Origin of the sequence: Ectothiorhodospira marina (assembly GCF_900109495.1) — a bacterium.
GTDB lineage: Bacteria > Pseudomonadota > Gammaproteobacteria > Ectothiorhodospirales > Ectothiorhodospiraceae > Ectothiorhodospira > Ectothiorhodospira marina.
The window spans coordinates 102315-128300 of record NZ_FOAA01000001.1 but is presented as its reverse complement, the minus strand read 5'-3'; the positions used below and the strand labels follow the sequence as shown (position 1 = coordinate 128300).

General features: G+C 64.4%; 25 protein-coding genes. 9 read left to right on the top strand and 16 right to left on the bottom strand.

Annotated elements, in window-relative coordinates; all coding sequences use genetic code 11:
• The first annotated feature begins 172 nt into the window (after positions 1–172).
• Positions 173–2116: an acetate--CoA ligase gene (gene acs, locus BMY52_RS00650; RefSeq protein ID WP_090249593.1), complete on the top strand. Its 1944-nt coding sequence runs from the start codon at positions 173–175 to the stop codon at positions 2114–2116.
• 68 nt (positions 2117–2184) lie between these two features.
• On the opposite strand, the gene BMY52_RS00645 is transcribed toward acs, so the two are convergent.
• Complete coding sequence (locus BMY52_RS00645) at positions 2185–2784, bottom strand: NUDIX domain-containing protein (protein WP_090249591.1); 600 nt, start codon at positions 2782–2784, stop codon at positions 2185–2187.
• A gap of 250 nt (positions 2785–3034) precedes the next feature.
• On the opposite strand from BMY52_RS00645, the gene BMY52_RS00640 reads away from it, so the two are divergent.
• Entirely contained in the window at positions 3035–3319 is a 285-nt protein-coding gene (locus BMY52_RS00640; RefSeq protein WP_245740454.1) for a hypothetical protein, read from the top strand.
• A 392-nt stretch (positions 3320–3711) separates the two neighbouring features.
• Here the strand turns inward: BMY52_RS00640 and kdsB are convergent, their stop codons facing one another.
• The 8 genes from kdsB to BMY52_RS00600 form a co-directional block, all read right to left on the bottom strand.
• Entirely contained in the window at positions 3712–4476 is a 765-nt protein-coding gene (gene kdsB / locus BMY52_RS00635; protein ID WP_090249588.1) for a 3-deoxy-manno-octulosonate cytidylyltransferase, read from the bottom strand.
• A 31-nt stretch (positions 4477–4507) separates the two neighbouring features.
• Positions 4508–4705 carry a Trm112 family protein gene (locus BMY52_RS00630; protein WP_090249585.1) on the bottom strand — a complete coding sequence of 66 codons (198 nt, stop codon included), beginning with the start codon at positions 4703–4705 and terminating at the stop codon, positions 4508–4510.
• Between the two features lie 5 nt (positions 4706–4710).
• Positions 4711–5712, bottom strand: a complete 1002-nt coding sequence (gene lpxK, locus BMY52_RS00625; RefSeq protein ID WP_090249582.1) for a tetraacyldisaccharide 4'-kinase — start codon at positions 5710–5712, stop codon at positions 4711–4713.
• Positions 5709–6857 carry a hypothetical protein gene (locus BMY52_RS00620; protein ID WP_143050389.1) on the bottom strand — a complete coding sequence of 383 codons (1149 nt, stop codon included), beginning with the start codon at positions 6855–6857 and terminating at the stop codon, positions 5709–5711. Before BMY52_RS00620 ends, lpxK begins: the two co-directional genes overlap by 4 nt.
• Positions 6838–8622, bottom strand: a complete 1785-nt coding sequence (gene msbA / locus BMY52_RS00615; protein ID WP_090249577.1) for a lipid A export permease/ATP-binding protein MsbA — start codon at positions 8620–8622, stop codon at positions 6838–6840. The genes BMY52_RS00620 and msbA overlap by 20 nt, the downstream gene beginning before the upstream one ends.
• Complete coding sequence (locus BMY52_RS00610; RefSeq protein ID WP_090249574.1) at positions 8619–9038, bottom strand: ExbD/TolR family protein; 420 nt, start codon at positions 9036–9038, stop codon at positions 8619–8621. The genes msbA and BMY52_RS00610 overlap by 4 nt, the downstream gene beginning before the upstream one ends.
• Positions 9035–9667 carry a MotA/TolQ/ExbB proton channel family protein gene (locus BMY52_RS00605; RefSeq protein WP_090249572.1) on the bottom strand — a complete coding sequence of 211 codons (633 nt, stop codon included), beginning with the start codon at positions 9665–9667 and terminating at the stop codon, positions 9035–9037. The genes BMY52_RS00610 and BMY52_RS00605 overlap by 4 nt, the downstream gene beginning before the upstream one ends.
• 80 nt (positions 9668–9747) lie before the next feature.
• A complete protein-coding gene (locus BMY52_RS00600) occupies positions 9748–12039 on the bottom strand; it encodes a DNA internalization-related competence protein ComEC/Rec2 (protein WP_245740451.1) in 2292 nt (763 codons plus the stop codon).
• Between the two features lie 82 nt (positions 12040–12121).
• On the opposite strand from BMY52_RS00600, the gene BMY52_RS00595 reads away from it, so the two are divergent.
• Complete coding sequence (locus tag BMY52_RS00595; protein ID WP_090249569.1) at positions 12122–12655, top strand: DUF2062 domain-containing protein; 534 nt, start codon at positions 12122–12124, stop codon at positions 12653–12655.
• Positions 12656–12685: 30 nt separating this feature from the next.
• Here the strand turns inward: BMY52_RS00595 and lolD are convergent, their stop codons facing one another.
• From lolD to sfsA, 3 genes are all read right to left on the bottom strand, one after another.
• Positions 12686–13405: a lipoprotein-releasing ABC transporter ATP-binding protein LolD gene (lolD, locus tag BMY52_RS00590; RefSeq protein ID WP_090249566.1), complete on the bottom strand. Its 720-nt coding sequence runs from the start codon at positions 13403–13405 to the stop codon at positions 12686–12688.
• An 11-nt stretch (positions 13406–13416) separates the two neighbouring features.
• Entirely contained in the window at positions 13417–14664 is a 1248-nt protein-coding gene (locus BMY52_RS00585) for a lipoprotein-releasing ABC transporter permease subunit (protein WP_090249564.1), read from the bottom strand.
• A 74-nt stretch (positions 14665–14738) separates the two neighbouring features.
• Positions 14739–15446 carry a DNA/RNA nuclease SfsA gene (sfsA, locus tag BMY52_RS00580; protein ID WP_090249561.1) on the bottom strand — a complete coding sequence of 236 codons (708 nt, stop codon included), beginning with the start codon at positions 15444–15446 and terminating at the stop codon, positions 14739–14741.
• Between the two features lie 200 nt (positions 15447–15646).
• On the opposite strand from sfsA, the gene BMY52_RS00575 reads away from it, so the two are divergent.
• Entirely contained in the window at positions 15647–15955 is a 309-nt protein-coding gene (locus BMY52_RS00575; RefSeq protein WP_090249559.1) for a hypothetical protein, read from the top strand.
• 23 nt (positions 15956–15978) lie between these two features.
• On the top strand, positions 15979–17040 hold the full coding sequence (locus BMY52_RS00570) for an agmatine deiminase family protein (protein ID WP_090249557.1): 1062 nt from the start codon (positions 15979–15981) through the stop codon (positions 17038–17040).
• On the opposite strand, the gene mrcB is transcribed toward BMY52_RS00570, so the two are convergent.
• Positions 17020–19413 (bottom strand): penicillin-binding protein 1B, encoded by a 2394-nt coding sequence (mrcB, locus tag BMY52_RS00565; RefSeq protein ID WP_090249553.1) that lies wholly within the window; start codon positions 19411–19413, stop codon positions 17020–17022. The two genes, BMY52_RS00570 and mrcB, sit on opposite strands and share 21 nt — an antisense overlap.
• A gap of 86 nt (positions 19414–19499) precedes the next feature.
• Between mrcB and BMY52_RS00560 the strand changes: the two genes are divergently transcribed.
• The 3 genes from BMY52_RS00560 to BMY52_RS00550 all read left to right on the top strand — a co-directional run bounded on the left by BMY52_RS00560 (position 19500) and on the right by BMY52_RS00550 (position 22208).
• The gene (locus BMY52_RS00560) at positions 19500–21104 is read left to right on the top strand and encodes a bifunctional aminoglycoside phosphotransferase/ATP-binding protein (protein WP_090249550.1); all 1605 of its coding nucleotides are present in this window, start codon (positions 19500–19502) and stop codon (positions 21102–21104) included.
• A 53-nt stretch (positions 21105–21157) separates the two neighbouring features.
• Positions 21158–21658 carry a C40 family peptidase gene (locus BMY52_RS00555; protein ID WP_090249548.1) on the top strand — a complete coding sequence of 167 codons (501 nt, stop codon included), beginning with the start codon at positions 21158–21160 and terminating at the stop codon, positions 21656–21658.
• Between the two features lie 61 nt (positions 21659–21719).
• Complete coding sequence (locus tag BMY52_RS00550; RefSeq protein ID WP_090249546.1) at positions 21720–22208, top strand: DUF302 domain-containing protein; 489 nt, start codon at positions 21720–21722, stop codon at positions 22206–22208.
• Positions 22209–22261: 53 nt separating this feature from the next.
• Here BMY52_RS00550 and BMY52_RS00545 read toward each other — a convergent pair whose 3' ends face one another.
• Both BMY52_RS00545 and BMY52_RS00540 read right to left on the bottom strand, forming a co-directional pair.
• On the bottom strand, positions 22262–22702 hold the full coding sequence (locus BMY52_RS00545; protein WP_238626596.1) for a nuclear transport factor 2 family protein: 441 nt from the start codon (positions 22700–22702) through the stop codon (positions 22262–22264).
• A complete protein-coding gene (locus BMY52_RS00540; protein WP_245740449.1) occupies positions 22702–23505 on the bottom strand; it encodes an SDR family NAD(P)-dependent oxidoreductase in 804 nt (267 codons plus the stop codon). Before BMY52_RS00540 ends, BMY52_RS00545 begins: the two co-directional genes overlap by 1 nt.
• A gap of 65 nt (positions 23506–23570) precedes the next feature.
• On the opposite strand from BMY52_RS00540, the gene BMY52_RS00535 reads away from it, so the two are divergent.
• Complete coding sequence (locus BMY52_RS00535) at positions 23571–24521, top strand: MerR family transcriptional regulator (RefSeq protein WP_090249540.1); 951 nt, start codon at positions 23571–23573, stop codon at positions 24519–24521.
• Here BMY52_RS00535 and BMY52_RS00530 read toward each other — a convergent pair.
• Positions 24509–25960 carry a cryptochrome/photolyase family protein gene (locus BMY52_RS00530; protein WP_090249537.1) on the bottom strand — a complete coding sequence of 484 codons (1452 nt, stop codon included), beginning with the start codon at positions 25958–25960 and terminating at the stop codon, positions 24509–24511. The genes BMY52_RS00535 and BMY52_RS00530 overlap by 13 nt on opposite strands.
• Positions 25961–25986 lie beyond the last annotated feature (26 nt).

Here is a 25986-nt window from a genome sequence, read left to right as displayed (position 1 = left end):
GGCTGCCTGGAAGCTCCACCCTGGATCGTTGACACTGACCCCCTATACCGGGTCGAGATAGTCAGCGCGGGGTTGGCACGTTATGCTTGTTCGCCGAGACGTTATAATGAGGAATTAGCCGATCCATCGGCCCGATTTCATTCAATTCCATGCATTTGCAGGAGGAGATCTTATGTCGGAAGTGAAGGTTCACGAAGTACCCAAGGACTTTGCCGCCAAGGCCAACGTGACCGCCGAGCAGTACCAGGCCATGTATCGGCAATCCGTCGACAACCCGGACACTTTCTGGGCCGAGCAGGCCGAGAAATACCTCACTTGGTTCAAGAAGTGGGACAACGTCCGCACGGGCTCCTTCGAGGACGAGGCACGGGTCACCTGGTTCCAGGGCGGCAAGCTCAACGTGGCCTACAACTGCCTGGATCGCCACCTGGAAACCCGGGGTGATCAGGCCGCCATTATCTGGGAAGGCGACGACCCCTCCGACGACCGCACCCTCACCTATCGTGAACTGCATGAAGAGGTGTGCAAATTCGCCAACGTGCTCAAATCCAAGGGCGTGCAAAAGGGTGACCGGGTCTCCATCTACCTACCCATGATCCCCGAGGCCGCCGTGTCCATGCTGGCCTGTGCCCGCATCGGTGCCGTGCATTCCATCGTTTTCGGCGGCTTCTCCCCCGATGCCCTGCGCGACCGCATCCAGGACGCCGAGGCCAAGGTGCTCATCACCTCCGACCAGAGCCTGCGCGGTGGCCGCAAGGTGCCGCTGAAGGGTAACGCCGACAAGGCCGCCGCCCAGTGCCCCAGCATCTCCACCATGGTCGTGGTCAAGCGCGGTGGCGAACCCGTGGAATGGAATGAAGGCCGTGATGTCTGGTATCACGAGGAACTGGACAAGGCAAGCGCCGAGTGCCCTGCCGAGGAGGTGGATGCAGAGGATCCGCTGTTCATCCTGTATACCTCCGGCTCCACCGGCAAGCCCAAGGGCGTGATGCACACCACCGGCGGCTACCTCCTGCAGGCAGCCATGACCCACAAGCTGGTGTTTGACTACAAGGATGGCGAAGTCTACTGGTGCACCGCCGACGTGGGCTGGGTGACCGGTCACACCTACATCCTGTATGGCCCCCTGGCCAACGGTGCCAAGAGCCTGATGTTCGAGGGCGTGCCCAACTACCCGGACAACGGTCGCTTCTGGCAGGTGTGCGACAAGCACAATGTATCCATCTTCTATACCGCCCCCACGGCCATCCGCATGCTGATGGGCGCCGGTGACGACTTCGTCACCAAGCACAAGCGCTCCAGCCTGCGCCTGCTGGGCACCGTGGGTGAGCCCATCAACCCGGAAGCCTGGGAGTGGTATCACCGCGTGGTCGGCGACGGTCGCTGCCCCATCGTGGACACCTGGTGGCAGACCGAAACCGGCGCCCACATGATCGCCAACCTGCCTGGCGCCGTGGACATGAAGCCGGGCTCCGCCACCAAACCCTTCTTCGGGGTCGAACCCCTGCTGGTGGACGACAAGGGCAACGAGATCACCGAGAGCCCTGCCGAAGGCAACCTGTGCATCCGCAACTCCTGGCCCGCCCAGATGCGCACCCTGTGGGGCGACCACAAGCGCTTCGTGGAGACCTACTTCACCATCTACCCGGGCCTGTACTTCACCGGTGATGGTGCTCGCCGGGATGCCGATGGCTACTATTGGATCACCGGGCGCGTGGACGATGTGCTGAACGTCTCCGGTCACCGCCTGGGCACGGCCGAAATCGAGTCAGCCCTGGTGCTGCATCCCAAGGTGGCCGAGGCCGCCGTGGTGGGTTATCCCCACGACATCACCGGTCAGGGCATCTATGCCTATGTGACCCTGATGGCCGGCGAGGAGGGCGACGACGCCCTGGTGAAGGAACTGGTCAAGCTGGTGCGGGACGAGATCGGCCCCATCGCCAAAATCAACCTGCTGCAATTCGCCCCCGGCCTGCCCAAGACCCGCTCCGGCAAGATCATGCGCCGCATCCTGCGCAAGATCGCCGCCAATGAGCTGGAAAACCTGGGTGATACCTCCACCCTGGCCGACCCGGACGTGGTGAATGTGCTGATTGACAACCGTCTGAACACCTAAGGCAGTCTCAGGGGCCGACCCTCGGTCGGCCCCTCCCTCACCGACGTCACCTTTCGGGTGACTAGCTGCTATCCGTCCCCCCACTTCTCCTGCAACATCTCCCGATTCAGCCGCAGCCATTGCAGGGCGATGATCGGGAAGGCCGTGTCCACCTGCTGATGATCCAGCCAGTCGAAGGCCTCATCCGCTGACAACACGTGGGTGCGAATTTCCTCCCCCTCCTCCTCCAGCCCGTGGATGCCGCTGCTGGCGTTCGACAGATCGGCCTGGCCCACATAGACGGAAATACGCTCATCGGAGCTGCCCGGCGTGGAGAAATATTCATGCGCAAGGATCAACTCGCCCAGGGGGCATCCTGCCTCTTCCATGGCCTCGCGGCGGGCCACCTCCTCAGCGCGCTCCCCCGGCTCGATCAGACCGGCGATGGTCTCCATCAGCCAGGGCCCATGAGGTGATTCAATGGCCCCCACCCGGAACTGCTCCACCAGCAGCACCCGGTCGGTATACGGGTCATAGGGCAGCACCGCTGCTGCGGGGCCACGGCGGATCAACTCCCGATCGATCACCAGGGGTTCGCCGCTGGCGAAGCGCCCGTGGCTCAGGCGCAGCCGGCACAGCTTGAAGAAGCCCTGATAGAGGTCTTCTACCTTGAGGATGTCCCATTTCATGTGTTTAGGGTACCTTGGTTTTCCTCGTTGATTATGGGGTCCGACGGCCCTCACCCCAACCCCTCTCCCGCAAGCGGGAGAGGGGCTCGGCAGAGTCTGCGGGTTCTTCTTTGCGGTGCCATCCCTCTCCCACAAGCCAGGGCTCAGGCCCCTTCTCCCCGGCGGGGAGAAGGGTCGGGGATGAGGGGCGGCGGCGGGCACCATGGCATCCCCGGGCAGCATCGGTATACTGATCCCCATGGACAGACTCATGAAACTGCTCAGCCCCCTCATCGGCCAGCAAGCCGTGGTGGATGGCATCCGCTGTCAGGTGATCGAGATCCTCGACACCGAACCCGAGCCCCGACTGGTGGTGGGCGAGGTGGCGGGCCATCATGTGATCCAGCCTGACCAGCACGGCGAACCGCACCGACGCGTGGAACGCACCTTCACCCTGCCCCTGCTCAATGAGGATCACAGCGACATCCACCCCGTGATCCAGACCCTGGCCGGTGATGACCGGGTGGCCGAGATGCGGCGCATCCTGAAGGGGTGACGCCCCGGTGATGGATCAATCGAGCCCCTCTCCCAGCGGGGAGAGGGGTTGGGGTGAGGGGCGAAGACCGGCAAGGTGCCTGCCCCACCCCCCTCATCCCCGACCCTTCTCCCCCGAGGGGGGAGAAGGGAGTGTCCACGGCTTGACCTGGATGCTTTCACGAGAGGCTTTTCGAAAAGAACTCCGCAGCATCCGGACCTCGGGGTGCCCGGGTTCCTGTAAGCGGGCTTCAGCCGCAGGAAGCGGCTGCAGAGCCTACATGGATGTATTCACGGCGTCCCGCTGGAAGGAATCCGGGCACCCCGAGGTCCACTCCGACCCATGATCCTGCATGGGCAGCGGGGGCTCGGCCCTTCGCGGCCGAGGGCCGCTCCCACAGGGGACCCCAGAGGTCAACGGGGCTGGGCGCGGGCCAGCATCATCTCCACCCGCTCCACATCCTCCTGGGTATCCACGCCCGCGGGCGGGGCCTCCAGGGCCACGTCCACATGGATGCGGGCACCGTGATACATGGCCCGCAACTGCTCCAGGCGCTCGATGCGCTCCAGGGCGCAGCTCTCCATGCGGGTGAATCGCTTCAAATAGCCCACCCGGTAGGCATACAAACCAATGTGCCGCTGACACACCTGCAAGGCTGGCGAGACCTCCATATCCAGTGCGTCCCGCTCCCAGGGGATGGGGGCACGACTGAAGTACAGGGCAAAATCCCGGGCATCCCGCACCACCTTCACCGTATGTGGATCGTAGAGGTGCGCGGCCCGGGTGATCGGCGTGCACAGGGTGGCGATCACCGCCTCCGGGTGGTCTGCCAGGTTATCCGCCACCTGCCTGACAATCGCCGACGGGGTCAGCGGCTCGTCCCCCTGCAGGTTGACCACAATATCGTCATCTTCCCAGGCCATACGGGCAGCCACCTCGGCAATGCGATCACTGCCGGAGGCATGGTGCACTGACGTCATGCATACCATGGCCCCGAATGCCTTCACCGCCGCCTCAATGCGGGCATCATCCGTGGCCACCACCACCTCATCGGCACCACTGGCCAGGGCCTGTTCATGAACATGCTGCACCATGGGCTTGCCACCCAGCACCACCAGAGGCTTGCCCGGCAGCCGGGTGGAAGCATAGCGCGCCGGTATGACGACCTTGAAGCCCATCAGACCACCTTCCCCGTCAGCGGACTCCAGGTCATTTCTTGTCCTTCCACTTCTCCGCTTCCTCCTCGCTGAGGGTGCGGGCCTCCTCTTCCAGCATCACCGGGATGCCGTCCCGGATCGGATAGGCCAGGCGGGCCGCCCGGGAGATCAGTTCCCCCTTGTCCTTGTCGAAGACCAACGGACCCTTGGTGACGGGGCATACGAGAATATCGAGTAAACGTTTGTCCATGTCCTTTACCTCATACTTTGAATGCGGTCCACAGCCTGGACCGAGCGAAGAATTGCCAAAGCCAGTGCCTGATCAGGCACGGCACTCACGGGGACAAACCAGTGCTCGGGGCCGGCGATACCCCGACATTTTACGGCATCTTTCTCGGTCATCAGCACCGGACTGGCGTCCCCGAAGCGGATATCGCAGTTGCCATACACATGATGATCGGGAAAGGCATGTTCCACCACCTTCAGCCCCCGTTCGCGCAACATGGCGAAGAACCGGGGCGGATGTCCAATACCAGCCATGGCATGCACGCGCTGGCCGGCAAAATCACTCAATGGGCGGGTGCGGCCCGGATCCCGGACACTCATGGCCACCTGGGATACCAGCCGCATCGCATGTTCCCCGGGCTGGGCCTGCCCCCCGGTCACCACCACATAATCCGCCTCGCGCACACGCTCCAGGGGTTCTCTCAGTGGCCCGGCCGGCAGGCAGAAACCATTACCGAAACGACGCGCTGCGTCCACCATGACGATCTCCAGGTCCCGACGCAAGGCATAATGCTGCAGGCCGTCGTCGGTGATGATCACATCACAGTCATGCTGGGCCAGCAGCCACCGCGCCGCCCGGTTGCGGTCTGGCCCCACATAGACCGGACAGCCGCCACGGGTGGCGATCAATACGGGTTCATCACCCACCTGAATGGGGTCACTACGGGGGGTGACCTCCCGTGGCCAGGTCCGTGATCGTCCGCCATAACCCCGACTCACCACCCCTGGCCGATACCCATGCTCGCGCAGCCAATTGCACAACCAGACCACCATGGGGGTCTTGCCGGTGCCCCCCACGGTGACATTGCCCACCACCACCACGGCGCGCACAGGCAGCCTTGGCCGCATGCGCGCAAGCCACTCCAGGCGCCAGCGGTTGAGCAGGGCCAGGCCACAGTAAAGCAGCGACAGCGGATACAGGATGAGCGCCACCGGATTGCGGTTTACCCAATAATCCTCGAGCCGTTTCACCAGTCGAATACCCGCTGCAGAAATGCATCCATCACCCCCTGAACACGGCGGCGCTCCTCCCAGAAGTGACGCCGACCCACATCCGCGCGCCGGCGGCTCCCGATCGGGTCCGCGGCCTCTGCCTGCCAATGCGCGATCACCTGCCCGGGTTCGCGCCACTCACGGGCCATCTCAGGCAACCAGGGGAAGTCGGCCATCAGGGCATCATCGCCGCTCAGACTGACCGAGCCCGCCAGGACCTGCCAGAGCAGATCCCGACCCGCGCCCTGTAGATGCACCCCCAGGGCCGCGCTGGCCACCGCCGGCCACCAGGCCGGATCATCCACCCATAGCAGGGTACCGGCAGTCAGGGACGTGCGCGTCCACTGGGTCAGGGCCAACCCCTCCCCGGCTGGCAAGGCATCGGAAGGTTCCACGGACACACACAGCAGCGCCGATTCCCGCAATGGCGATGCCTGCCAGGCCTCATGCATGGCCGGCCACTCCCGAGCCGGACCGTGCCACCAGAAGAGGGGCATGCCATCGGGCACCAGGGATAACAGGGTGGCCTGATTCTGGGACGCCACCAGCAGGGTGGCCGGATCGGCGGGTTCTGCCAGGGTCCCGGCCGATCCGGCCTCGCGCCATTGCGCTGCAGTCATCTCGTCGCGAGGATAGGCAGCCTCCACGGGGGCCCGGGTGGGTGGGGTATTGAAGGCCACCAGATGCACGCCCTGATGCGTCGCCTGTTCCACAAGATGCCGGCGCGGTGGGATGTCCACCAGGATCAATCCTTGGGGCTTGAGTCGGTCCAGCACCCGAGACACCACCCGAGGTCGATCACAGGGTCCGAAACCCAGACCAAAACGGTTCATGCCACGCAGGCGCGGCAGTACCTGGTCCCGGTATTCCTGCTCAAAGGTCAGCACCAGCCGCGCATCCAGGCGCTTGCGTCGAATGGCCCCCATGAGTTCGGCACCCAAGCGTACCGAGGCCTGAGTGTCGCCCGTCTTGAGCCAGATCAGCGGGCTCTTGCCTTCCGGGGCGTGCAGCCGCCCCATGCGGGCACGGGCCCGCCCGGAACGCCGCTGGAGATGATCGCGGAGATTGGCCTGCAGCACTGGCCAGAGGGCGCTGCCGTAGGGGTCACGGGACATCGGCTTCATGGAATTGCAGCTGATGCAGCCGGGCATATACCCCTTCGCGCCGGATCAGTTCCTGATGACTGCCCACCTCCTGGATGCGACCCGACTGCATCACCACGATACGGTCGGCGTTCTCGATGGTGGAGAGGCGATGGGCGATCACCAACGTGGTCCGGTTGCGCACCAGGTTTTCCAGAGCCGACTGGATGTGACGTTCAGACTCGGTATCCAGTGCGGAGGTGGCCTCATCCAGGATCAGGATCGGGGCATCCTTCAGCAGGGCTCGCGCAATGGCGATGCGCTGCCGCTGCCCTCCGGAGAGCAGCACACCGTTGTCGCCCACCTGGGTGTGAACCCCCTGAGGCAGGCGCTGGATGAATTCCATGGCATGAGCTGCTTCAGCAGCCGCGATGATCTTGTCCTCGTCCGAGGGGTCCACGGTGCTGCCATAGGCAATATTGTGGGCAATGGTGTCGTTGAACAGGGTCACCTGCTGACCCACGTGGGCAATCTGCTGACGCAGATCCGCCAACCGCAATTCACGGACGTCCAGACCATCCAGAAGGATCGCCCCCTGCTGAGGCTCATAGAACCGAGGCAACAGATTGACCAGGGTGGTCTTGCCGCTACCGGAGCGCCCCACCAGGGCCACGGTCTCCCCGGGCTGAATGTGCAGATTGATGGCCTCCAGGACGTTGCCCTTGGCCTCGTCATAGCTGAAACAGAGGTCACGTATTTCGATCTCGCCCCGGGCCCGTTCCAGGGTGAGCGTACCCGCATCCGGCTCCAGGGGCTCGTCCAGCAAGCCGAAGATGTTCTGACCGGCCGCGATCCCTTGCTGCAGGACCGCATTCACGGTCACCAGGCGGCGGATGGGCTGCAGCAGCAGCAGCATGGCAGTGATGAAGGAAACAAACGTACCCACGCTCACTTCCTGCATCATGGATTCGTGGGTGGCCAACCAGATGATCAGCGCCAGGGCGATGGCCACGAAGAACTGGATGATGGGCGTGTTGCTGGCCTGCAGAGCCACCTTCTTCATGTGCAGACGCCGGTTCTTCTCGTTGATCTGGTCGAAACGCGCCTGCTCGTAGGGCTCGCCGCCAAAGATCTTCACCTCCCGGGTGCCATCCATGATCTCCCCCGCCACATGGGTCACATCCCCCATGGACCCCTGGATGCGCCGACTCAGCTGGCGAAATCGACGGGTGACGCGGTCCACGGCAAAGGCCACCGCCGGGGCAATGATGAGCACCGTGAAGGTCAGCTTCCAGTTCAGGTAGAACATCCACCCCAGAAGCCCCAGCACGGTGACCGAGTCTCGTATCAGGATGGTGACGCTATCGGTGGATGCCTTGGCCACCTGCTCCACGTTGTAGGTGAGCCGGGAGATCAGTTGCCCGGAGGTATTCCGGTCATAATAGGCCACGGGCATCCGCAGCAGATGACGGAACATCTGGCTGCGCAGTTCCTTGATCACCTGGCGCCCCACCCACTTCATGGTGTAATTGGAGAGAAATTCGCCCAGGCCACGAAACAGAAAAATCACCAGGACAGCCACGGGAATCCAGCGAATCAGGGTTTGGTCCTGCTCCACGAAACTGCCATCCATCAGCGGCCGCATCAGCGCCGCAAAGCCCGTTTCCGTGGCCGCCGTCACAATCATGGCCAGCACGGCGATGGACAGATACCGCCAGTATTTGAGGGAGTAGCTGAGCAGGCGCTGGTAGACCTGCGTGCCCGACGTCTCGTAGGCCTCCTCGGCCGGGGGGATGTATTTCTTCATTCCGACTCCCCACCCAAGGTGGCGATGGACAAACGGGACAGCCCCAGGCGCTGGGCCACATCCATCGCTGTCACCACCGACTGATGCGGGGTGCGGGCATCGGCGCGGATCACCAGCGGTGTTTCCTGATCACCTTCGATGACCTCACCCAGGGCTGCGCGCAGGGTGTCCCGTTGCGTATTCACCAACTCGGCGCCATCCAGGAAGAAGCGACCATCGGCATTGATCACCAACTCCACGGTGCGGGGCGGAAACTGCTCATCACTGGCATCAGCCCGGGGCAGTTCCAGTTGGAGGACGGATTGGCGATCAAAGGTGGTGGACACCATGAAGAAGATCAGCAGCAGGAACACCACATCGATCAGTGGCGTGAGGTTCACCCCCACTTCCTCAGGCTGGCGGCGCCGGAAATTCAACGGTCTCGCACCCCGGGCGTCGGGGCCCGCTCGCCCTTGAGCACCTCCACCAGCTTGATGGCCTCCTGTTCCATGTCCAGCACCAACTCATCCACGCGGCCGCGGAAGTAGCGATGAAAGATCAGGGTCGGCACGGCCACGGAGATGCCGGTCGCGGTGGTGATCAATGCCTGGGAGATGCCGCCGGCCAGTTCACCGGGGCTGCCCACGCCCACGGCAGTGATGACGGAAAACACCTGGATCATGCCCACCACGGTGCCCAGCAATCCCAGCAGCGGGGTGATCGCGGCGATGGTGCCCAGGGTATTGAGAAAGCGTTCCAGCTCATGGGCCACGCGGCGTCCGTTCTCCTCAATGGATTCCTTCATCACCTCCCGGGAACTGCGGCGGTTCACCAGCCCGGCGGCCAGGATCCGACCCAGAGGCGAGCCTTCCCGCAGGGAGCGCAGGCGGGCATCGTCCAGTTCTCCGGCCTGAATCCACTGCCAGATCTGCACCACCAGTTGTGGTGGCAGCACCCGACGGCGGCGCAGGGTCCATAGCCTTTCGATGACGATGGCCAGCGCGATCACGGAACAGGCAATGATGGGCAGCATCAGCCAGCCACCGGCCTTGACCAGTTCAAACACGTAGCGGTGTCCTAGGTTGGGGAGGGGTTGATAAGGCGAGGGGCATGATACTGTACTCCCACGATCACGGGCAAAGGGCGTCAGTGACGATGCCAGTGGCGCCGCCCCTCGTGGCGATAGCCCGCACGGACCCTCACACCGGTGTCGGGATGCACGTCCACATGAAAGGCCCCCTCCCTGGCAGTATCCAGCAGGGGAATCTGGCGGCGCACCAGACGTTCAAGAACCCGCTCATCCGGATGCCCGAAGCGATTATCGAAGCCCGTGCTCACCAGGGCCAGTCGCGGCGACACCCGATCCAGAAACGACTCCGACAGGGAGCTGGCCGCGCCGTGATGCGGCAACACCAGTATATCCGAGACCAGCGCCGGACCCTGGCTCTGTCGCAGGACCGCTTCACCCAGGCCCTCCACATCACCGGTGAGCAGCAGACTGCCCCCCGCACCGCGCACCTGAAGCACGCAGGAAGAGGCGTTGTCTTCCGCCCAGAACGGGGGCGGATGCAGGATCCGGAAAGCCACCTGGTCCCACACCCACGCCTGACCAGCGAGGCATTCGATGCTCCGGGGGTGATCCAGTCGCGCCGGGTTCCTGCTGAGCACAGAGGTCACCGGCAGCCGCGACAGCACGGCATCAGCACCGCCGATGTGATCATTATCCCCATGGCTGATGATCAGGGTATCGATCCGGCTGCGTTTCTTGTGCCGCAGGTAAGGCACCACCGCCGCCTCACCCGCATCGAAGCGCGGGCTGAAACGCGGCCCGGTGTCGAACACCAGGGTGTGTTCAGCCGTCATGACCACCACGGCCAGGCCTTGCCCCACGTCCAGCATCGCCACCCGAAACGCCCCCGTCTCCAGTTCCACCCGGGGTGGCCAGAGCATGGGCAATAACAGCAACAGGCCCACCCAGCGATTGGGCCAGGGACGCGGGGCCATGAACCAGGCCAGGCCCAGCAAGGCGGGCAGCAGAGTCCATGCAGGCGGTGCGGCCCGCCATTGTCCTCCTGGCCAGCCCGCCAGGTGCTCCAGTACCGGCCACAGCCCCCAGACTGCCAGATGCGCCAGTCCCCACAGAGTCTCCGCCACCCAGGGGGTGAGCGGCGAGAGGCCCACGCCCACCAGCACCAGGGGCACCACCAGAAAACTCACCCAGGGTACGGCGATCAAGTTGGCCAGGGGCGAGATCAGCGAACCATGCTGGAACATCACCAGGGTCAGGGGGAGCAGGCCGACTCCCGCCACCCACTGTACCCGCAGCAGGGCATCGGCCTTGCCGACCGGCCCGATCCGGGCTGCCACGGCATACACGATGACCATCACCGCGGCAAAGGACAGCCAGAATCCAGGCGCCAGCACGGCACGGGGATCAATCACCAATACCGCCAGCAGGGCCAGGGACAGCGTATGGGAGGGCCGCGCGGTACGCCCCAGCCACAGGGCACCGAGGGCAACCGCCAGCATGATCAGGGCCCGCTGGGTGGGCACGGCAAAACCTGCCAGGGCGGCGTAAGCGGCGGCACAACTCAGGGCACCGATGACAGCGGCCCGCTGCGCCGGCAGACGCAAGGCCAAGGCGGGAATGCGTCGCCAGCCCCAGAGCATGAGACCGTAGCCCATGCCGGCCACCAACCCCACATGCAGGCCGGAAATGGCCATCAGGTGATTGGTGCCGGTATCGATGAGGGTGTCCCATTGCGCCTGGGGAATGGTGGAGCGATCGCCCACGGCCAGGGCCCTGAGGATGCCGGCATACGCCGCATCGCCCAGGGCGGCATCCATCCGTCCGGCCAGGGTGGCGCGCAAGCGGTCCACGGCCCGGGCCGGTGAATGCGCCATTCCCAGACGCCGCGCCGGGTGTCCGTCACGCACGTAGCCAGTGGCCCGAAAACCCTGCTGAAACAGCCAGCCCTCGTAATCGAACCCCCCGGGATTACGCAGACCATTGGGTTGACGCAGGCGCAGGGTGAGTTCCCAGCGCTCGCCAGGCTGCAGGGCGGGTGAGCGTCCATACCAGGCCACGCGAACCCGCACGGGCAAGGGTGTGGTGATCGACGCATCCGTCGCCGACTCGATGCGAAATCCGAAACGGACGCCCCGTTCCATGGGTTCGGGCAGGGAGTCCACCACGCCCACCACGGGGATATCCTGCCCCGAGAGCCGGGGATCCAATGGGGGACCCACCACCCAGTGGGCGTGGATCAGCGCCCATAAAAACCCGCCCATGGCCCATAGGGGCCATCGCGTCAGGGGAGCGAACCTGTAAAATAGGGGGGCAGCCAGCAGCAGCCAACCCCAGGCCAACGCGGGCAACTGGCCCAGGCCGTGCAACATCACCACGCCCGCAAGGAAGACCAAAGCCCGGATCTGCATCTTCCACTCCCTGGAAAAGCCTCCATAATGGGCGACCCCGCGATCACGATCGGGGGCCGCAACTCACGACCCTAAGCGCTCCATGCCCAAGAAGCTCATCAAGAGCCTGTTTCCAGGCTACCACACGGTGAGGGAGTTTGAGATCCTGCGGCTGTTCGGCGCGGTGCTCAACGACCCGAACCTGTGGCATTTGAACCGGCGCTCGGTGGCTGGAGCCTTCGGCGTAGGGCTGTTCGTGGCCTTTCTGCCCATTCCGGCGCAGATGCTTCTGTCAGCAGCCCTGGCCATCATGGTGCGCGTGAACCTGCCCATCGCGGTCACTCTGGTGTGGATCACCAATCCGCTCACCATGGCACCTATCTTCTTCAGCGCCTATCACCTCGGGAAGTTTCTGCTGGATGAGCCTGCGCGCGGGTTTTCCTTCGAATGGAGTCTTTCGTGGTTCACCGGGGAATTGCTGATGATCTGGCAGCCCCTGTTGCTGGGCAGTCTGCTCATGTCCACCGTGGCGGGACTGGTGGGCTATACCACCATCCGCCTGTCATGGCGCCTGCATATCCTTCGGCGCCTGGCCGACAAGCGCCGCCGTCTGCCGCGCATACACCGATCCCGCTAGTCTCGCTGACCTACCCACCCCGGCGGCAGCTCAGGCACTTTGGGCGGCGTTTTCCCAGGCCCTGAGTTGCCCACCCTCGAGCACCACGACCCGATCCATGCGCTGGGCCAGTTCCAGATCATGGGTGACGATGACGAAGGCGGTTCTCAGTTGCTTGTTGAGCCGCAACATCAATTGCAGGATTTCCTCCGCCCGCCCACGATCCAGGTTGCCGGTGGGCTCGTCAGCCAGCACGGCCTTGGGGTCAGTGATCAGGGCCCGGGCGATGGCGGCACGCTGACGCTCGCCCCCGGAGAGTTCGCCAGGCTTGTGGGTCATGCGGTTGCTCAGGCCCACCCGCTCCAGCAGGGACCTGGCCCGGTCGGTGGCAGCACTGGGGTTGGCGCGGCGGATCAGCAGGGGCATGGCCACGTTCTCCAGGGCCGTGAACTCGGGCAGCAGGTGGTGAAACTGGTAAATGAATCCCAGGTGCTGGTTGCGCAGTTGCCCACGACGGGCATCGGAGAGCCGGGCCATGTCCTGCCCCCACACCTGCACGCTGCCCGCGGTGGGCAGATCCAGCCCCCCCATCAGGTGCAGGAGGGTACTCTTGCCGCTGCCGGAGGTGCCGACGATGGCCACCTTTTCGCCAGGTTGCACGTCCAGGTCCACCCCTCGCAGGACCTCGACGGTGAGGCCGCCCTCGTCGAAGGTGCGCGACAGGCCCTGGCAACGTATCACGGGGCCGGAATCAAAATCGAAATCCACCATACGGTCTCTTGTTACTCGTAGCGAAGGGCTTCGGCCGGCTGGGTGCGGGAGGCGCGCCAGGCCGGGTACAGGGTGGCCAGCACGGTGAGCACGAAGGCCAGCGAGCCGATGCGGGCCACATCCCGGAGGTTGAGTTCGGAGGGCAGGTCGGAAATGTAGTACACGTCCGGGGAGAGGAACTGCCGCCCCAGCAGGGATTCGATGGCCGGGACGATGGTTTCCACGTTGAGGGCCAGAGTGATGCCACCCGCCACACCCAGCAGCGTGCCCACCACGCCGATGACGGTGCCCTGCACCATGAACACGCCCATCACGGATCGGGGTGAAAGGCCGAGCGTACGCAGGATGGCGATGTCGGCCTGTTTGTCGATGACCACCATCACCAGGGTGGAGACGATGTTGAAGGCGGCCACGGCCACGATCAGGGACAGGATGATGAACATGACGGTCTTTTCCGTCTGCACGGCGCGGAAGAAGTTGGCATGCTGGCGTGTCCAATCATTCACCCAGAAGCGCCCGTCCAGTTCAGCGGCCACTTGGCGGGCGATGGTGGGGGCGCGCATCATGTCATCCAGTTTGAGCCGCAGGCCCGAGATGGCGTCGTCGGTCTGATAGATCTGCCGGGCATCGTCCAGGTGGATGAAGGCGGTGCTGCGATCGTATTCGTACATGCCCACTTCGAAGATGCCCACCACGTTCATCCGACGCATTCTGGGCAGCACCCCCACGGGGGTGACGGCGGCCTGGGGGGTGATCAGGGTGACCCGGTCGCCCAGCCCCACGCCCAGGGCCAGGGCCAGCTCCTTGCCCAGCACGACGCCAAAGCCGCGGCCCCGTAGGTCGTTCATGCTACCGAAGATGATGTGTTCACCCACCTGGGAGACGCGTGCCTCCAGATCGGGTATGACCCCTCGCACCATGGCGCCACTGACCTGACGGCCACTGGAGAACATGCCCTCGCCCTCCACATAGGGTGCCACGCCCACCACCCTGTCAGCCTCTTCCGCCTGGGCCATCACAGATTCCCAGTTGCGCAGTTGGCCACCGAATTCGGCGATGGTGGCATGGGAGGCCATGCCCAGGATGCGTTCGCGCAACTCCTTTTCGAACCCGTTCATCACCGAGAGCACGGTAATCAGCGCCGTCACGCCCAGGGCGATCCCCAGCATGGAGATCAGGGAGATGAAGGAGATGAAGTGGTTGCGGCGTTTGGCGCGGGTGTAGCGCAGGCCGATGAAGATTTCCAGGGGTCGGAACATGACGGGATTAAATCACAGGTTGTGTGGGATGGATACGGGGGGGGGTTGGTTTGGGGACGTGGACCGCCCTTCCCTCACCCCAGATCCACCGGCAGGGCCCGGTGCAGTGTGATATCCCGGGTCGACACCCGGGCACCCAGGGCCAGGATCTCCACGCCGGCCTGGGCGGCGCGGCGCAGCCAGTGGCCGTAGTCCGGGTCGATCTCGTCGGCGGGGCGTACGCGGGTGACATCCTCCCGCTGCACGCAGAAGACCAGGGCGGCCCGGTGTCCGTCCTCAATCATGGCCATCAGCTCCTGCAGGTGACGGGTGCCCCGGGTGGAGACGGCGTCGGGAAAGATGGCGACGCCGTTGTCCACGGCCGCCGTGACGTTCTTCACTTCCACATAACAGGGGGTGTCATCCAGGGTGAGCAACAGGTCGATGCGGCTGCGGAGGCGGCCGTAGCGGACCTCTCGGCGCAGTTCGGTGGGGTCGGCCAGGGTGGGCAATTCACCGTTGCGGATGGCCTCTTCCACCAGGGCATTGCTGCGGCCGGTGTGGATGCCGACCAGGACGCCCTCCCCGGCCTCGACCAGTTCCCAGGTGTGGGGATATTTGCGTTTGGGGTCGTCACTGTGGCTGAGCCAGACCCGGGAACCCGGGGCCATGCAGCCCATCATGGAGCCGGTGTTGGGACAGTGAGCGGTGATGGTCTGACCATCGTCGAGTGTGACATCAGCGAGGAAGCGCTTGTAGCGTCTTTGCAGGGTGCCAGGGATCAGGGGGTCAGGCAGGATCATGGGCAACTCCGGTTAGGCGGCTGGGCATGATACCGCCGAATATCCCGCCCCACCCCCTTCACAAGGGCAAAAGCGACTCGAGCCGTTGCCCTTGTGAAGGGGGCGAAGGGCTGAGTGAGGCGTTTTCAAGTCCTCGGCGTGGTTTTCTCCCCTCAGAGCCAGTGCTATATTGAGGCCACCCCCTACCGCTGGAGTCCATGATGTCCAGAGTGTCCGCCTCCTGCACGGGTCTTGTCCTTGCCTTGTGCCTGGTGCCCGCGGCATCGGCGGATATCCTGATGCTGCCCAGCGGTGATCCCCAAGTGGTGGAAAAGCCCGAGCAGCCGGTGCGTGGCATGCATCAGCGCACCGTGGTGCAGCGCTTCGGTGAACCCCTCAGTCGCCACCCCACGGTGGGCGAACCGCCCATCACCCGGTGGGATTATGAAGGCTTCTCCGTGATCTTTGAGGGCCGTCACGTCATTCACACCGTGGTGGATGCCAAGCGCGTCGCGCTGCCGCGACGCTAAAACCCCTTCCCCCGAACATCCCGATGAAACACACCCTCCCCCCCGAATGGGCGCCGCAGGATGGCGTGATGCTCACCTGGCCCCATGGCGATTCCGACTGGGCCTCCATCCTGCCCGAGGCCGAGGATGTGTTCGTGCGCATTGCCCGGGAGGTGACCCGCCGCGAGTCCCTTATCGTGGCCTGCCGGGACGAGGACCACGAAATCCACGTGTGTGGCCAGTTGGCGCAGTCCCAGGTGGACATGGGGCGGGTGACCACGGCCCTGGCCCCGGGCAATGACACCTGGGCCCGGGATCATGGTCCCCTGACCATCCTGGAGAACGGCGTCCCCGTCATGCTCGATTTCACCTTCAATGGTTGGGGGGGGAAATATCCCGCGGAGGCGGACAATCGCATCACCGCATGCCTGCACGACCAGGGGGTCTTTGGCGAGCGGGCGCTGCGCCCGGTGGATTTCGTCCTGGAGGGGGGGGCCATCGAGTCCGATGGTCTGGGGACCTTACTGACCACCCACGGCTGCCTGATGACGCCCTCGCGCAATCCCGGGCTGGATACCCGGGCCGTGGAATCAGTGCTCAGACGTGAACTGGGTGCGCAACGGGTGCTGTGGTTGAAGCATGGCCACCTGGAGGGAGATGATACCGACGGGCATGTGGACACGCTGGCCCGCCTGTGCGACCCGGATACCATTGCCCATGTGGTCTGTGAGGATCCGGAGGATCCCCATCACGGTCCATTGCTGGCCATGACGCGGGAGCTGGCCGCCCTGCGCACGCCCCAGGGGCACCCTTACCGTCTGGTCCCCCTGCCCTTGCCGGCCCCCATCCACAACGAGGAGGGTCAGCGACTGCCGGCTACCCATGCCAATTTCCTGATCATCAACGGGGCCGTGCTGGTGCCCACCTACAACGACCCCGCTGATGAGGTGGCACTGGAGGCGTTGGCGGGGGTGTTTCCGGATCGGGAGATCATCGGCATCGACTGCCGGGCGCTGATCCGCCAGTTCGGAAGCCTGCATTGCGTAACCATGCAAATTCCCTCACTTCCCCCCTTACCCGGGCCATCATTGCCCACCCCCGAATAGCCACCCGGGCTGCGACGCCTCCTCCGGCGGCGTTTGCACGCCGCACTCGGAGCGCTGCGTGGGGGCTGAGCCATCGATGAACGGCATCCACTGGGCCGTTTCGCAGTCCTCCTCGGCCAGCAGGCCGGTGTCCTGGTCAATCAGACGCCAGGTCACGCCCTCGGGAACCGAAGGGACCAGGCCGCGGTGTGAAACCGCCTGCATCACATCACTCCACACCGGCAGGGCCCCGCTGGAGCCCGTCAGCCCCATGGGCTGATTGTCGTCCCGGCCCACCCACACCACGGCCAGGGCATCGCCGCTGTAGCCGGCAAACCAGGCATCCCGCATCTCGCCAGTGGTGCCGGTCTTGCCGGCCACGGCCAGTTCCGGGGGCAGACTGGATTGCAGCCTGCGGCCGGTGCCACTGCGGGTCACCTCGTGCAGCGCAGCAGTCACCAGATAGACGGCCTTGTCGTCCGCCGCCTTATTCAGCGACAGGGCATAACGCTGCAGCAATTGTCCCTCCCGATCCATCACCTCACGGATGGCACGCAGGGGCACGTGATACCCCCCGGAGGCCAGCCCCTGATACAGACCGGTCACCTCCAGCGGACTCATCTCCACCGCCCCCAGTAACAGCGAAGGATAGGCGGGCAGATCCTGCCTGATGCCCAGACGCCGCATCTGCTCCACTACCCGAGTCACGCCCAGATCCATGCCCAGACGGGTAGTGGCCACATTGTAGGACCGCACCAGGGATTCCTGGGCGGTGACCTGCCCATGGAATTCGCGGCTGGCATTGCGCGGTGTCCAGAGATCGCCGTTATCCAGTTCCACGGTGAAGGATTCGTCCTCCAGTAGGGTGGCCAGCGAGTAACGCTGTGGATGGGACAGCGCCGCCAGATAGACCATCGGCTTGATCACCGACCCCACAGGTCGACGCGCCTGCAAGGCCCGGTTGAAGCCGGCCTGGCGCACTTGGCGATCCCCCACCACAGCCAGCACCTCGCCATTGTCGGGGCGAGTGACCACCACGGCCCCCTGCAAGCTGCCTTCGGGCAGACCCCGGGACGCTTCCAGACGCGCCAGACGACGCACCAGGGCCTCCTCCGCGGCCAGCTGTTTGATGGGATCCAGCGTGGTGAAAATCAGCAACCCCTCTTCCTGGAGGTCTGCGTCCCGGTAATCCCGACGCAGCTGTTCCCTGAGCAGTTGCACGAAGGCCGGGAACGGCGTCACCCCGGAAGGCGGGTTGGCGCTGACGTTCAGCGGTTGCTGGCGTGCCTCGCGGGCCTGATCGGCCTCCAGGTGGCCCTCCGACTCCAGCAGGGTGAGCACCAGATTGCGGCGCTCCAGAGCCCGCTCGGGCCGACGACGCGGATCGTAGTAACTGGGACCGCGGATAATGCCCACCAGGAGAGCTATCTCGTCGGTGCTCAGTTCACTCAATTGGCGCTGGAAATAAAACTGGCTGGCCATGCCCACCCCATGGATGGCCCGCATACCATCCTGACCCAGGAAGACTTCGTTGAGATACGCCTCGAGGATTTCATCCTTGTCGTAGCGCCATTCCAGCAACAGGGCCATGATGGCCTCGTTGAATTTGCGCCTCCAACTGCGATCCTGGGTGAGAAAGTAGTTTTTCACCAACTGCTGGGTCAGGGTACTGCCGCCCTGCACGGTGCGACCCGCCCGCAGGTTGGCCAAGGCCGCCCGGGCAATGCCTGCCGGATCCAGCCCCCGGTGTTCGTAGAACTTCCTGTCCTCCACCGTGAGCAGGGTGCGGATCAGTTCCTCGGGGACGTCGTCCAGTTGCACCAGCAGGCGGTCTTCGCCGTGGCTGGGGTAGATATTGGCGATCAGTGCCGGTTCCATCCTCAGCAGGGGCAGAGAATCACCACTCTCCAGGTCCTCAAGCCCGGTCACATGGCCATCATTGAAGGACACGCGCACGCGACGTGGAGGCTCGTAGCCATCCGCAAAAGGAAACCCCCGGGTGTTGAGAATCAGGTGGCCGCGCTCCCGTGCATAACGGCCCACCCCCTCGCGCCCCGGATGGTAATGCAGCCACTGCAACTCCTGCTCCAGGGTTTCACGGTCCAGGTCCAGCCCCGCATAGATCTCCAGCGGGCGGGCAAAGACCCGAGCCGGCAGTGACCAGCGCTTGCCTTCGAACTGGGAGCGGATCTGCTGATCCAGGTGCAGCGCGTACCCTCCCAGCCCGACCAGAGCCACCAGCCCCACCAGGGCGGTGAACGCCAGCACGGGGCCCAGCCGGGAACGGCGGCTGCTGCGGCGCTTGCTGCGGGATGTGCGGTGACCCGATCCACGTCGGGAGGCGGGCTTGCTGTCCTTCTTGGACGACGTGCGTCGGGTGGTTCGTTTTGCCATGGTCCTGGGATCGGGTAGGATTCTTGGGGTTCCACTACACTATACCCACACAGGCCCTCACGCGGTCGAAGCCACATCACACAATCATGACCGATCAACGGACCCTTCAGCAGCGGCTGATCCACACCCTCGAACAGCCCCAGGTGTATCCCCATCCCGTGGAGAAGGTGGAGCACATCGAGACCCATATCTCCACGGTGCTACTGGCAGGCGACTTCGCCTACAAGATCAAGAAGCCTCTGGATCTGGGCTTTTTGAACTTCACTCAACTGGAGCGCCGCCGGTTCTATTGCGAGGAGGAACTGCGCCTGAACCGGCGTCTGGCCCCCCAGATCTACGATGATCTGGTGGCCTTCTCCGGCAGCCCTGAAGACCCGATCTTCAACGGCCCGGACACACCCTTCGAGTATGCCGTGCGCATGAAGCGCTTCGACACGTCGCTGATGCTGGACCGCCTGCAGTCCGAGGGCCACCTGCCCATCGAACGCATGGAGGATCTGGCGCGCCGCGTGGCCACCTTCCATGAGCGGATCGCCGTGGCCCCACCGGAGAGTGACTATGGGGAACCGGACAAGGTTCTCCATCCCATGCAGCAAAACGTCGACCAGATCCGCCAGCGGCTCGGCGATACCGACCGGCTGGCACAACTGGACCGGGTAGAAGCCTGGACCCTGGCACAGTTTGAGGCGCTCCGCCCCCTGTTATTGGAGCGCAAGCAGCGCGGCTTCATTCGGGAATGCCATGGAGACATGCATCTGGGCAACATGGCCCTGGTGGACGACGAGCCAATGCTGTTCGATGGGATCGAGTTCAATCCCTTCATGCGCTGGATCGACATCATCAGCGAAGTGGCCTTCCTCACCATGGACCTCAAGGACCGAGGCGCCTCGGCCCACGCCAATCGTTTCCTGAATATCTGGCTGGAACACACGGGGGACTACCGGGGGCTGCGCCTGCTGGACTTCTATCAAGTGTATCGGGCCATGGTGCGGGCCAAGGTGGCCGTGATCCGCCTGGGCCAGGACGCCTTGGCGGAGGATGAGCGGGACGAGCTCACCCAGGAATGCCACACCTATCTGGATCTGGCCGAGCACTTCACGCAATCCCGTGGCAAGGCGCTGTTCATCAATCACGGTTTCTCGGGCAGCGGCAAGACCACCCTGAGCCAGCCGCTGATGGAGGCCATTGAGGCCATCCGTGTGCGCTCCGATGTGGAGCGCAAGCGAATGGCAGGCATTCGCCCCACCGAGCGGCGCAGCAATGGGACCCATCAGGGCCTGTATTCACCGGACCTGACGGAAAGGACCTATGGGCGGCTGGGAGAACTGGCCACCGAGGTGCTGGAAGCCGGCTATCCGGTCATTGTCGATGCCACCTTTCTCAAGACGGCTCAACGGGCGCGTTTTGCCGACCTGGCCCGAACCCGCGGACTGCCCTTCCGGGTGCTGGACTATCGGGCGGACCCGGAACAGTTACGGGCCCATATCGCCGAGCGTACCCAGGCCGGCGATGACGCCTCCGATGCGGACATGAGTGTAGTCAATCATCAGTTGGACAGCCATGAACCCTTGCTGCCGGCCGAACCGGTGATCACCATCGACACCTCCGCCCCGCTGCCGCTGCAGCAGGTTCAAGCAGCCCTGGGATCGACAGCTCACGACCCGGGTAGCTCCGGCGACCCAGGGGGATGACGATGCCGGCCCGAAGCCCCGGATGGAAATGGAGGGGACGGATCACCGCAGGGATGGCCCGGACCCTCCGGGGCGGTGCCCTTTTCGCGCTCGGCATGACCCTGATGGCCTGCAGCACGGCGCCGGAACGCCCCGAGACAGCATTGCCACCGGTCAACTCCGATTCACTGTCGGAACAGCGTGCGGGAGTGGTGTTTGCCGCCCTGAATCAGGTGGGCACGCCCTACCAGTATGGTGGCCAGTCCCCCCGCGAAGGCTTCGATTGCAGTGGTCTGGTGTGGTACACCCATCAGCACGCGGGCCTCTCCGTGCCCCGCACCGCCCGCGAGCAGAGTGGCCGCATGAAACCGGTGGCCACCCGCTCGCTCAAGCCCGGTGATCTGCTGTTTTTCCGTACCAAAGGGGCGGGACCGAGCCACGTGAGCATCTACATCGGCGATGGCCATTTCGTGCATGCCCCCTCCAGTGGGCGCAGCGTCAGCACGGAGCGTCTGGACAACCCTTACTGGAGTCGCCGTTTCCTGCATGCCGGGCATTACTACGAGCAGGACTGAACTCACCCGGGTTGCAAGCCCCCCATTGATCCAATCCCCCATTGATCAAGGAGTCGACACCATGCCACGCACCCTCATCCTCCTGAGCGCCCTGATGGGCCTTATCCTTGCCGCACCTGCGCCAGCCACGGAACCGCATCGGGACACCGATCACCTGCGCGTCTACAGTATCGAAGGGGATTTCGAGTGGTATCGGGAGGCCCTGGAGATGGCCATCGTCAACCGGGGCATCGTGATCAACAACGTGGCCCACATCGGCGCCATGCTCTCACGAACCGGCGCCGATGTGGGCGGCGAAGCCTTGTTCAAGGATGCCCAGGCCCTGGAATTCTGCAGCGCCGGGTTGTCGCGGGGCATGATGGAGGCGGACCCGCACAACATTGTCTTCTGCCCCTACGTGGTGGCCGTCTATGAGACCGAGGAGGCCCCCGGCGTGATCCATTTGGGCTATCGTCGCCCCGCGATGGTAGGTGACGCGAACTCCCGACAGGCGCTGCAGGCGGTGGAAGATCTGCTGGACGATATCGTCCGCGAGGCCCTGATGTTCTGACCTTCACCCTTCACTCGCCACCGGCAGCACCGCACCCTCAGGTGTGGTGCGTTTCAGGCGCTGATGCGGCGCTTCACGAACCGAATGGCGGAGGACAGGACCGGGATCTGTTCATAGAGGTATTCGGCCGCATCCCAGTAATCCACATGGGTGATGACCAGGCCGGATTCATTGAAGAGCACCCGGCTCATGCCGTCCACATCCAGCCGCAAGCCGCCCACGCCATCATCCTGGCGATCCGTGAAGCGCCAGTGGAAATAGGCGGTGTTGTCCTTCAGTGCCCAGGCGTGGATGTAAAAGCGCGGGGCCGGACAGTTCTGGAACATGTGGCGAAACACCATCTCGATCTGATCCAGCCCGCTCACGTCGTTGAAAGGGTCCTTGAAGCGGGCATCAGGCGCGAAGACTTCCCCCAGCCGATTCAGGTCCGTCTCCTTGAGATGGGTAAAAAACCCCGCGTAGCGGCGTGCCCAGGACTCCATGACATCATTCATCAGTTTTCACCCTCATCGGCTTTCACCATCCTCAGGGTGAGCCACAGGAACAGACCATAAGGCAGCAGGCGCAGAGTCTTCATGATGATGGCAAAGGGCCTGGGAAAGCTGATCTCGAAACCCTTCCGATCCAGGCCTTTCATGATGGCATCCACCGCAGCATCGGTCTCGATGAGAAAGGGCATCTTGAACTGGTTCTTGTCGGTCATGGGCGTTTTCACGAAACCGGGGTTGATCAGCCTCAGGCTGACCCCCTTTTGCGCCAACTCAGGCTGCAGGGATTCAGCCAGATTGATCACCGCCGCCTTGGAGGCGGAATACGGAGCAGCCCGAGGCAGGCCCCGGTATCCGGCCAGACTGGCGGTGACCAGGATTCGCCCTCGGCCACGCTGGATCATGGGCGGCATGATCGCAGCCAGTCCATTCACCACACCCAGGTAATTGATCTCCACGATGCGCCTGAACAAGGCGGGGTCGAATGCCTCCAGTCCCATGGGTTCGTAGTCCCCCTGGTTGAGGATGGCCATGTCCACCGCCCCTAGCTGCGCCTCGATGTCCTCCACCAGCCCCTTCAGCCCGGCATCATCAGTGACATCTCCTGGAAACGCCTGGATGCGCCCTGATCCGGAGGCCTCGGCGGCCAGCGCCTCCAGTTTATCCCGACTGCGGGAGGTGACTGCCACGCACCAGCCGGCGGCTGCCAGGCGCAGGGCCAGGGCGCGTCCGATGCCGGTACTGGCTCCCACCAGCCATACGACCCCGGTAGGGTTGGCCGTGCCTTCCATTCGAGTCTGCTCTGCCATGGCCTGCTACCTCCCGCCTCTTGCAAGGCTACACAAAAATTATACAGCGATTGTACAATCACGAAATGACGCCCACACCCCGAGCCCAGGTCTCGCCGCCCGAAACCGATGGACTGTTCCCCATCCGTACGGTGGCCTCCATGACCGGGGTGCATCCCGTGACCCTGCGCGCCTGGGAACGGCGTCATGGACTGATCCGTCCGCAGCGCACACCCAAGGGACACCGACTCTACAGCACCGGGGACATCGACCGCATCCGCCAGGTGCTCGGCCTGCTGGAGCAAGGCATCTCCATCGGCCAGGTGGGCCAGCTACTGGACGCCCCCGACCCGGCAACGCTGGAGGACAACCCGCCCGCCCGGGGCCCTTCCGCCGCCTGGCCCGATTACCACTCCCGGCTGACCGCCGCGGCTCTGCAGTTCGACAGTCACACCCTGGAGCGGGTTTATGCGGATGCCATGTCGGTCTTCCCGGTGCAACAGGTCATCTCACAGTTGCTCTGGCCCACCCACACTGTGCTTGGGGATCAGGCCGGGGACTCGACCCTTTCGGCGGCGGCCCAGGCCTTCTTCCGGGGCTGGGCCCGCTACACCCTGGGATGCCGGTTTCGTCACGAACTGAGCCACGCCCAGGGACCGGCGCTGGTGCTCGCCCCCTTCCCGGAACAGGGCGATACTCTGGAGATGGACATGCTGGCCCTGCTGACCGCCACGCAGGGGGTACGGGTGTTGTGGCTTGCGGGGCCCATCACCCTGGACACACTGGAGGCAACGATGAATCACGTCCCGGCCCGGGGACTGACCCTGGTGGGGGAAAACCGCCTGTCCCGCGAGCTGCTCACCCGGGGCCTGCCGACGTGGTCGGGAAAGATCGGCAGCCCGGTTTTCGCCGCCGGCCCCAGCGCCCATCACCATCGCCGCGCCCTGACCGGGGCCGGCCTGATCCCCCTGGAGCGTGATCCCTGGCAGGCGACGCGGCAACTGGAGAAACATCTGCTCACCCCTCAGGCGGATTGACGCAGGGTCTCCCAGGCTGCCAGGGCCTGGCGGCGACTGGCGGCCAGATCCACGATGGGTTGCGGATAATCCCGCCCGAGCCGGACACCCGCACCGCGCAACACCGATTCCGGTGCCTGCCAGGGTTTGTGCAGGTATTTGTCCGGCAAGGCCTTGAGCTCCGGCACCCAATGACGCACATAGCCCCCACCGGGATCAAAACGCTCACCCTGGAGCACCGGATTGAAGACTCGGAAATAAGGGGCAGCATCCGCCCCGCAACCTGCCGTCCACTGCCAACCCAGGGTGTTGCTGGCCAGATCCGCGTCCACCAGGGTGTCCCAGAACCAGCGGGCACCCTCACGCCAATGAATGAGCAGGTTTTTGGTGAGCAGTGAGGCGGTGATCATCCGTACCCGGTTGTGCATCCAGCCGGTGGCCCACAACTCGCGCATCCCCGCATCCACGATGGGCAGGCCGGTACGGCCCCGCTGCCAGGCCCTGAGAGCATCGTCATCCCGCGGCGGCCAGGGGAAGTCCTCGAAACGGGCATCCAGGGGCTGCAAGGGGGTGTGGGGGAAATGAAACAACAGGTGATGCCCGAACTCCCGCCAGCCTATTTCGCCGAGAAACCCCTTCACCGAAGCATCCGCCCCCGAGTGCCTGCCCTCGGCCACGGCCCGCTGACAGGCATGCACCACCTGTCGGGGGCTGATCTCGCCAAAGTGCAGATGCGGTGAGAGATGGGAGGTGCCCAACCGGTCGGGAAGATTGCGGGCCTCCCCATAATCGGCCAGGGCACGGTCCAGGAAGGCCTCCAGCGCCGTGTGAGCCCCCTCCTCCCCTGGTGTCCAGGCCTTTGCCAGCCCCGCATCCCAGGGAATGAGGGGCAACAACCCCAGGCTTTCGAGAGGGTCGCTGCGACTCCCCTCGGCAGTCAGCACCCCTGGCCCGGGCCGGGGCTGCAAACTCACGTCCAGGGCGCCCTGGGCCTGACAGGCTTTCCAGTAGGGGGTGAACACCCGATAGGGCTCCCCGGAGCGGTTCTGCACCACCCATGGCTCCAGCAGCAGCGCAGCATTGAAACTGCGCACCTGCACCCCCTGTGCCTGCAGGGCCTGCTTGATATGGGTATCACGGCGGACAGTGTCCGGCTCATAAAGCCGATTCCAGTACACCTGCGAGGCACCGGTCTCACGAAGCAGCTCCTGGAGTGTGTCCAGGCTGGGGCCGCAACGCATCACCAGGGGGGCTCCCAGCGCCGCAAGGTCGTGGCCCAGTTGCTTCAGGCTGTGATGCAACCACCAGCGCGAGGCCTCACCCGGCGCCCAATCGCCCTCCTCGTCCCGGGCGTGAATATAGACCGGCACAACGCGCTCCGCCTGCTCCAGGGCCGCACACAGAGCGGGATTATCGGCCAGCCGCAGGTCACGTCTGAACCAGATCAGGGCAGTGCTCATCAATACGCTCCCTTGCTACGTCCGAA

What these genes read in the sequence shown, in the direction of transcription:
- acs (WP_090249593.1), top strand. Translation starts at nt 173, where the DNA reads ATGTCGGAAGTGAAGGTTCACGAAGTACCCAAGGACTTTGCCGCCAAG.
- BMY52_RS00645 (WP_090249591.1), bottom strand. Translation starts at nt 2,784, where the DNA reads ATGAAATGGGACATCCTCAAGGTAGAAGACCTCTATCAGGGCTTCTTC.
- BMY52_RS00640 (WP_245740454.1), top strand. Translation starts at nt 3,035, where the DNA reads ATGAAACTGCTCAGCCCCCTCATCGGCCAGCAAGCCGTGGTGGATGGC.
- kdsB (WP_090249588.1), bottom strand. Translation starts at nt 4,476, where the DNA reads ATGGGCTTCAAGGTCGTCATACCGGCGCGCTATGCTTCCACCCGGCTG.
- BMY52_RS00630 (WP_090249585.1), bottom strand. Translation starts at nt 4,705, where the DNA reads ATGGACAAACGTTTACTCGATATTCTCGTATGCCCCGTCACCAAGGGT.
- BMY52_RS00620 (WP_143050389.1), bottom strand. Translation starts at nt 6,857, where the DNA reads ATGAAGCCGATGTCCCGTGACCCCTACGGCAGCGCCCTCTGGCCAGTG.
- msbA (WP_090249577.1), bottom strand. Translation starts at nt 8,622, where the DNA reads ATGAAGAAATACATCCCCCCGGCCGAGGAGGCCTACGAGACGTCGGGC.
- BMY52_RS00600 (WP_245740451.1), bottom strand. Translation starts at nt 12,039, where the DNA reads ATGCAGATCCGGGCTTTGGTCTTCCTTGCGGGCGTGGTGATGTTGCAC.
- BMY52_RS00595 (WP_090249569.1), top strand. Translation starts at nt 12,122, where the DNA reads ATGCCCAAGAAGCTCATCAAGAGCCTGTTTCCAGGCTACCACACGGTG.
- lolD (WP_090249566.1), bottom strand. Translation starts at nt 13,405, where the DNA reads ATGGTGGATTTCGATTTTGATTCCGGCCCCGTGATACGTTGCCAGGGC.
- BMY52_RS00585 (WP_090249564.1), bottom strand. Translation starts at nt 14,664, where the DNA reads ATGTTCCGACCCCTGGAAATCTTCATCGGCCTGCGCTACACCCGCGCC.
- sfsA (WP_090249561.1), bottom strand. Translation starts at nt 15,446, where the DNA reads ATGATCCTGCCTGACCCCCTGATCCCTGGCACCCTGCAAAGACGCTAC.
- BMY52_RS00575 (WP_090249559.1), top strand. Translation starts at nt 15,647, where the DNA reads ATGTCCAGAGTGTCCGCCTCCTGCACGGGTCTTGTCCTTGCCTTGTGC.
- BMY52_RS00570 (WP_090249557.1), top strand. Translation starts at nt 15,979, where the DNA reads ATGAAACACACCCTCCCCCCCGAATGGGCGCCGCAGGATGGCGTGATG.
- mrcB (WP_090249553.1), bottom strand. Translation starts at nt 19,413, where the DNA reads ATGGCAAAACGAACCACCCGACGCACGTCGTCCAAGAAGGACAGCAAG.
- BMY52_RS00560 (WP_090249550.1), top strand. Translation starts at nt 19,500, where the DNA reads ATGACCGATCAACGGACCCTTCAGCAGCGGCTGATCCACACCCTCGAA.
- BMY52_RS00555 (WP_090249548.1), top strand. Translation starts at nt 21,158, where the DNA reads ATGGCCCGGACCCTCCGGGGCGGTGCCCTTTTCGCGCTCGGCATGACC.
- BMY52_RS00550 (WP_090249546.1), top strand. Translation starts at nt 21,720, where the DNA reads ATGCCACGCACCCTCATCCTCCTGAGCGCCCTGATGGGCCTTATCCTT.
- BMY52_RS00545 (WP_238626596.1), bottom strand. Translation starts at nt 22,702, where the DNA reads ATGAATGATGTCATGGAGTCCTGGGCACGCCGCTACGCGGGGTTTTTT.
- BMY52_RS00540 (WP_245740449.1), bottom strand. Translation starts at nt 23,505, where the DNA reads ATGGCAGAGCAGACTCGAATGGAAGGCACGGCCAACCCTACCGGGGTC.
- BMY52_RS00535 (WP_090249540.1), top strand. Translation starts at nt 23,571, where the DNA reads ATGACGCCCACACCCCGAGCCCAGGTCTCGCCGCCCGAAACCGATGGA.
- BMY52_RS00530 (WP_090249537.1), bottom strand. Translation starts at nt 25,960, where the DNA reads ATGAGCACTGCCCTGATCTGGTTCAGACGTGACCTGCGGCTGGCCGAT.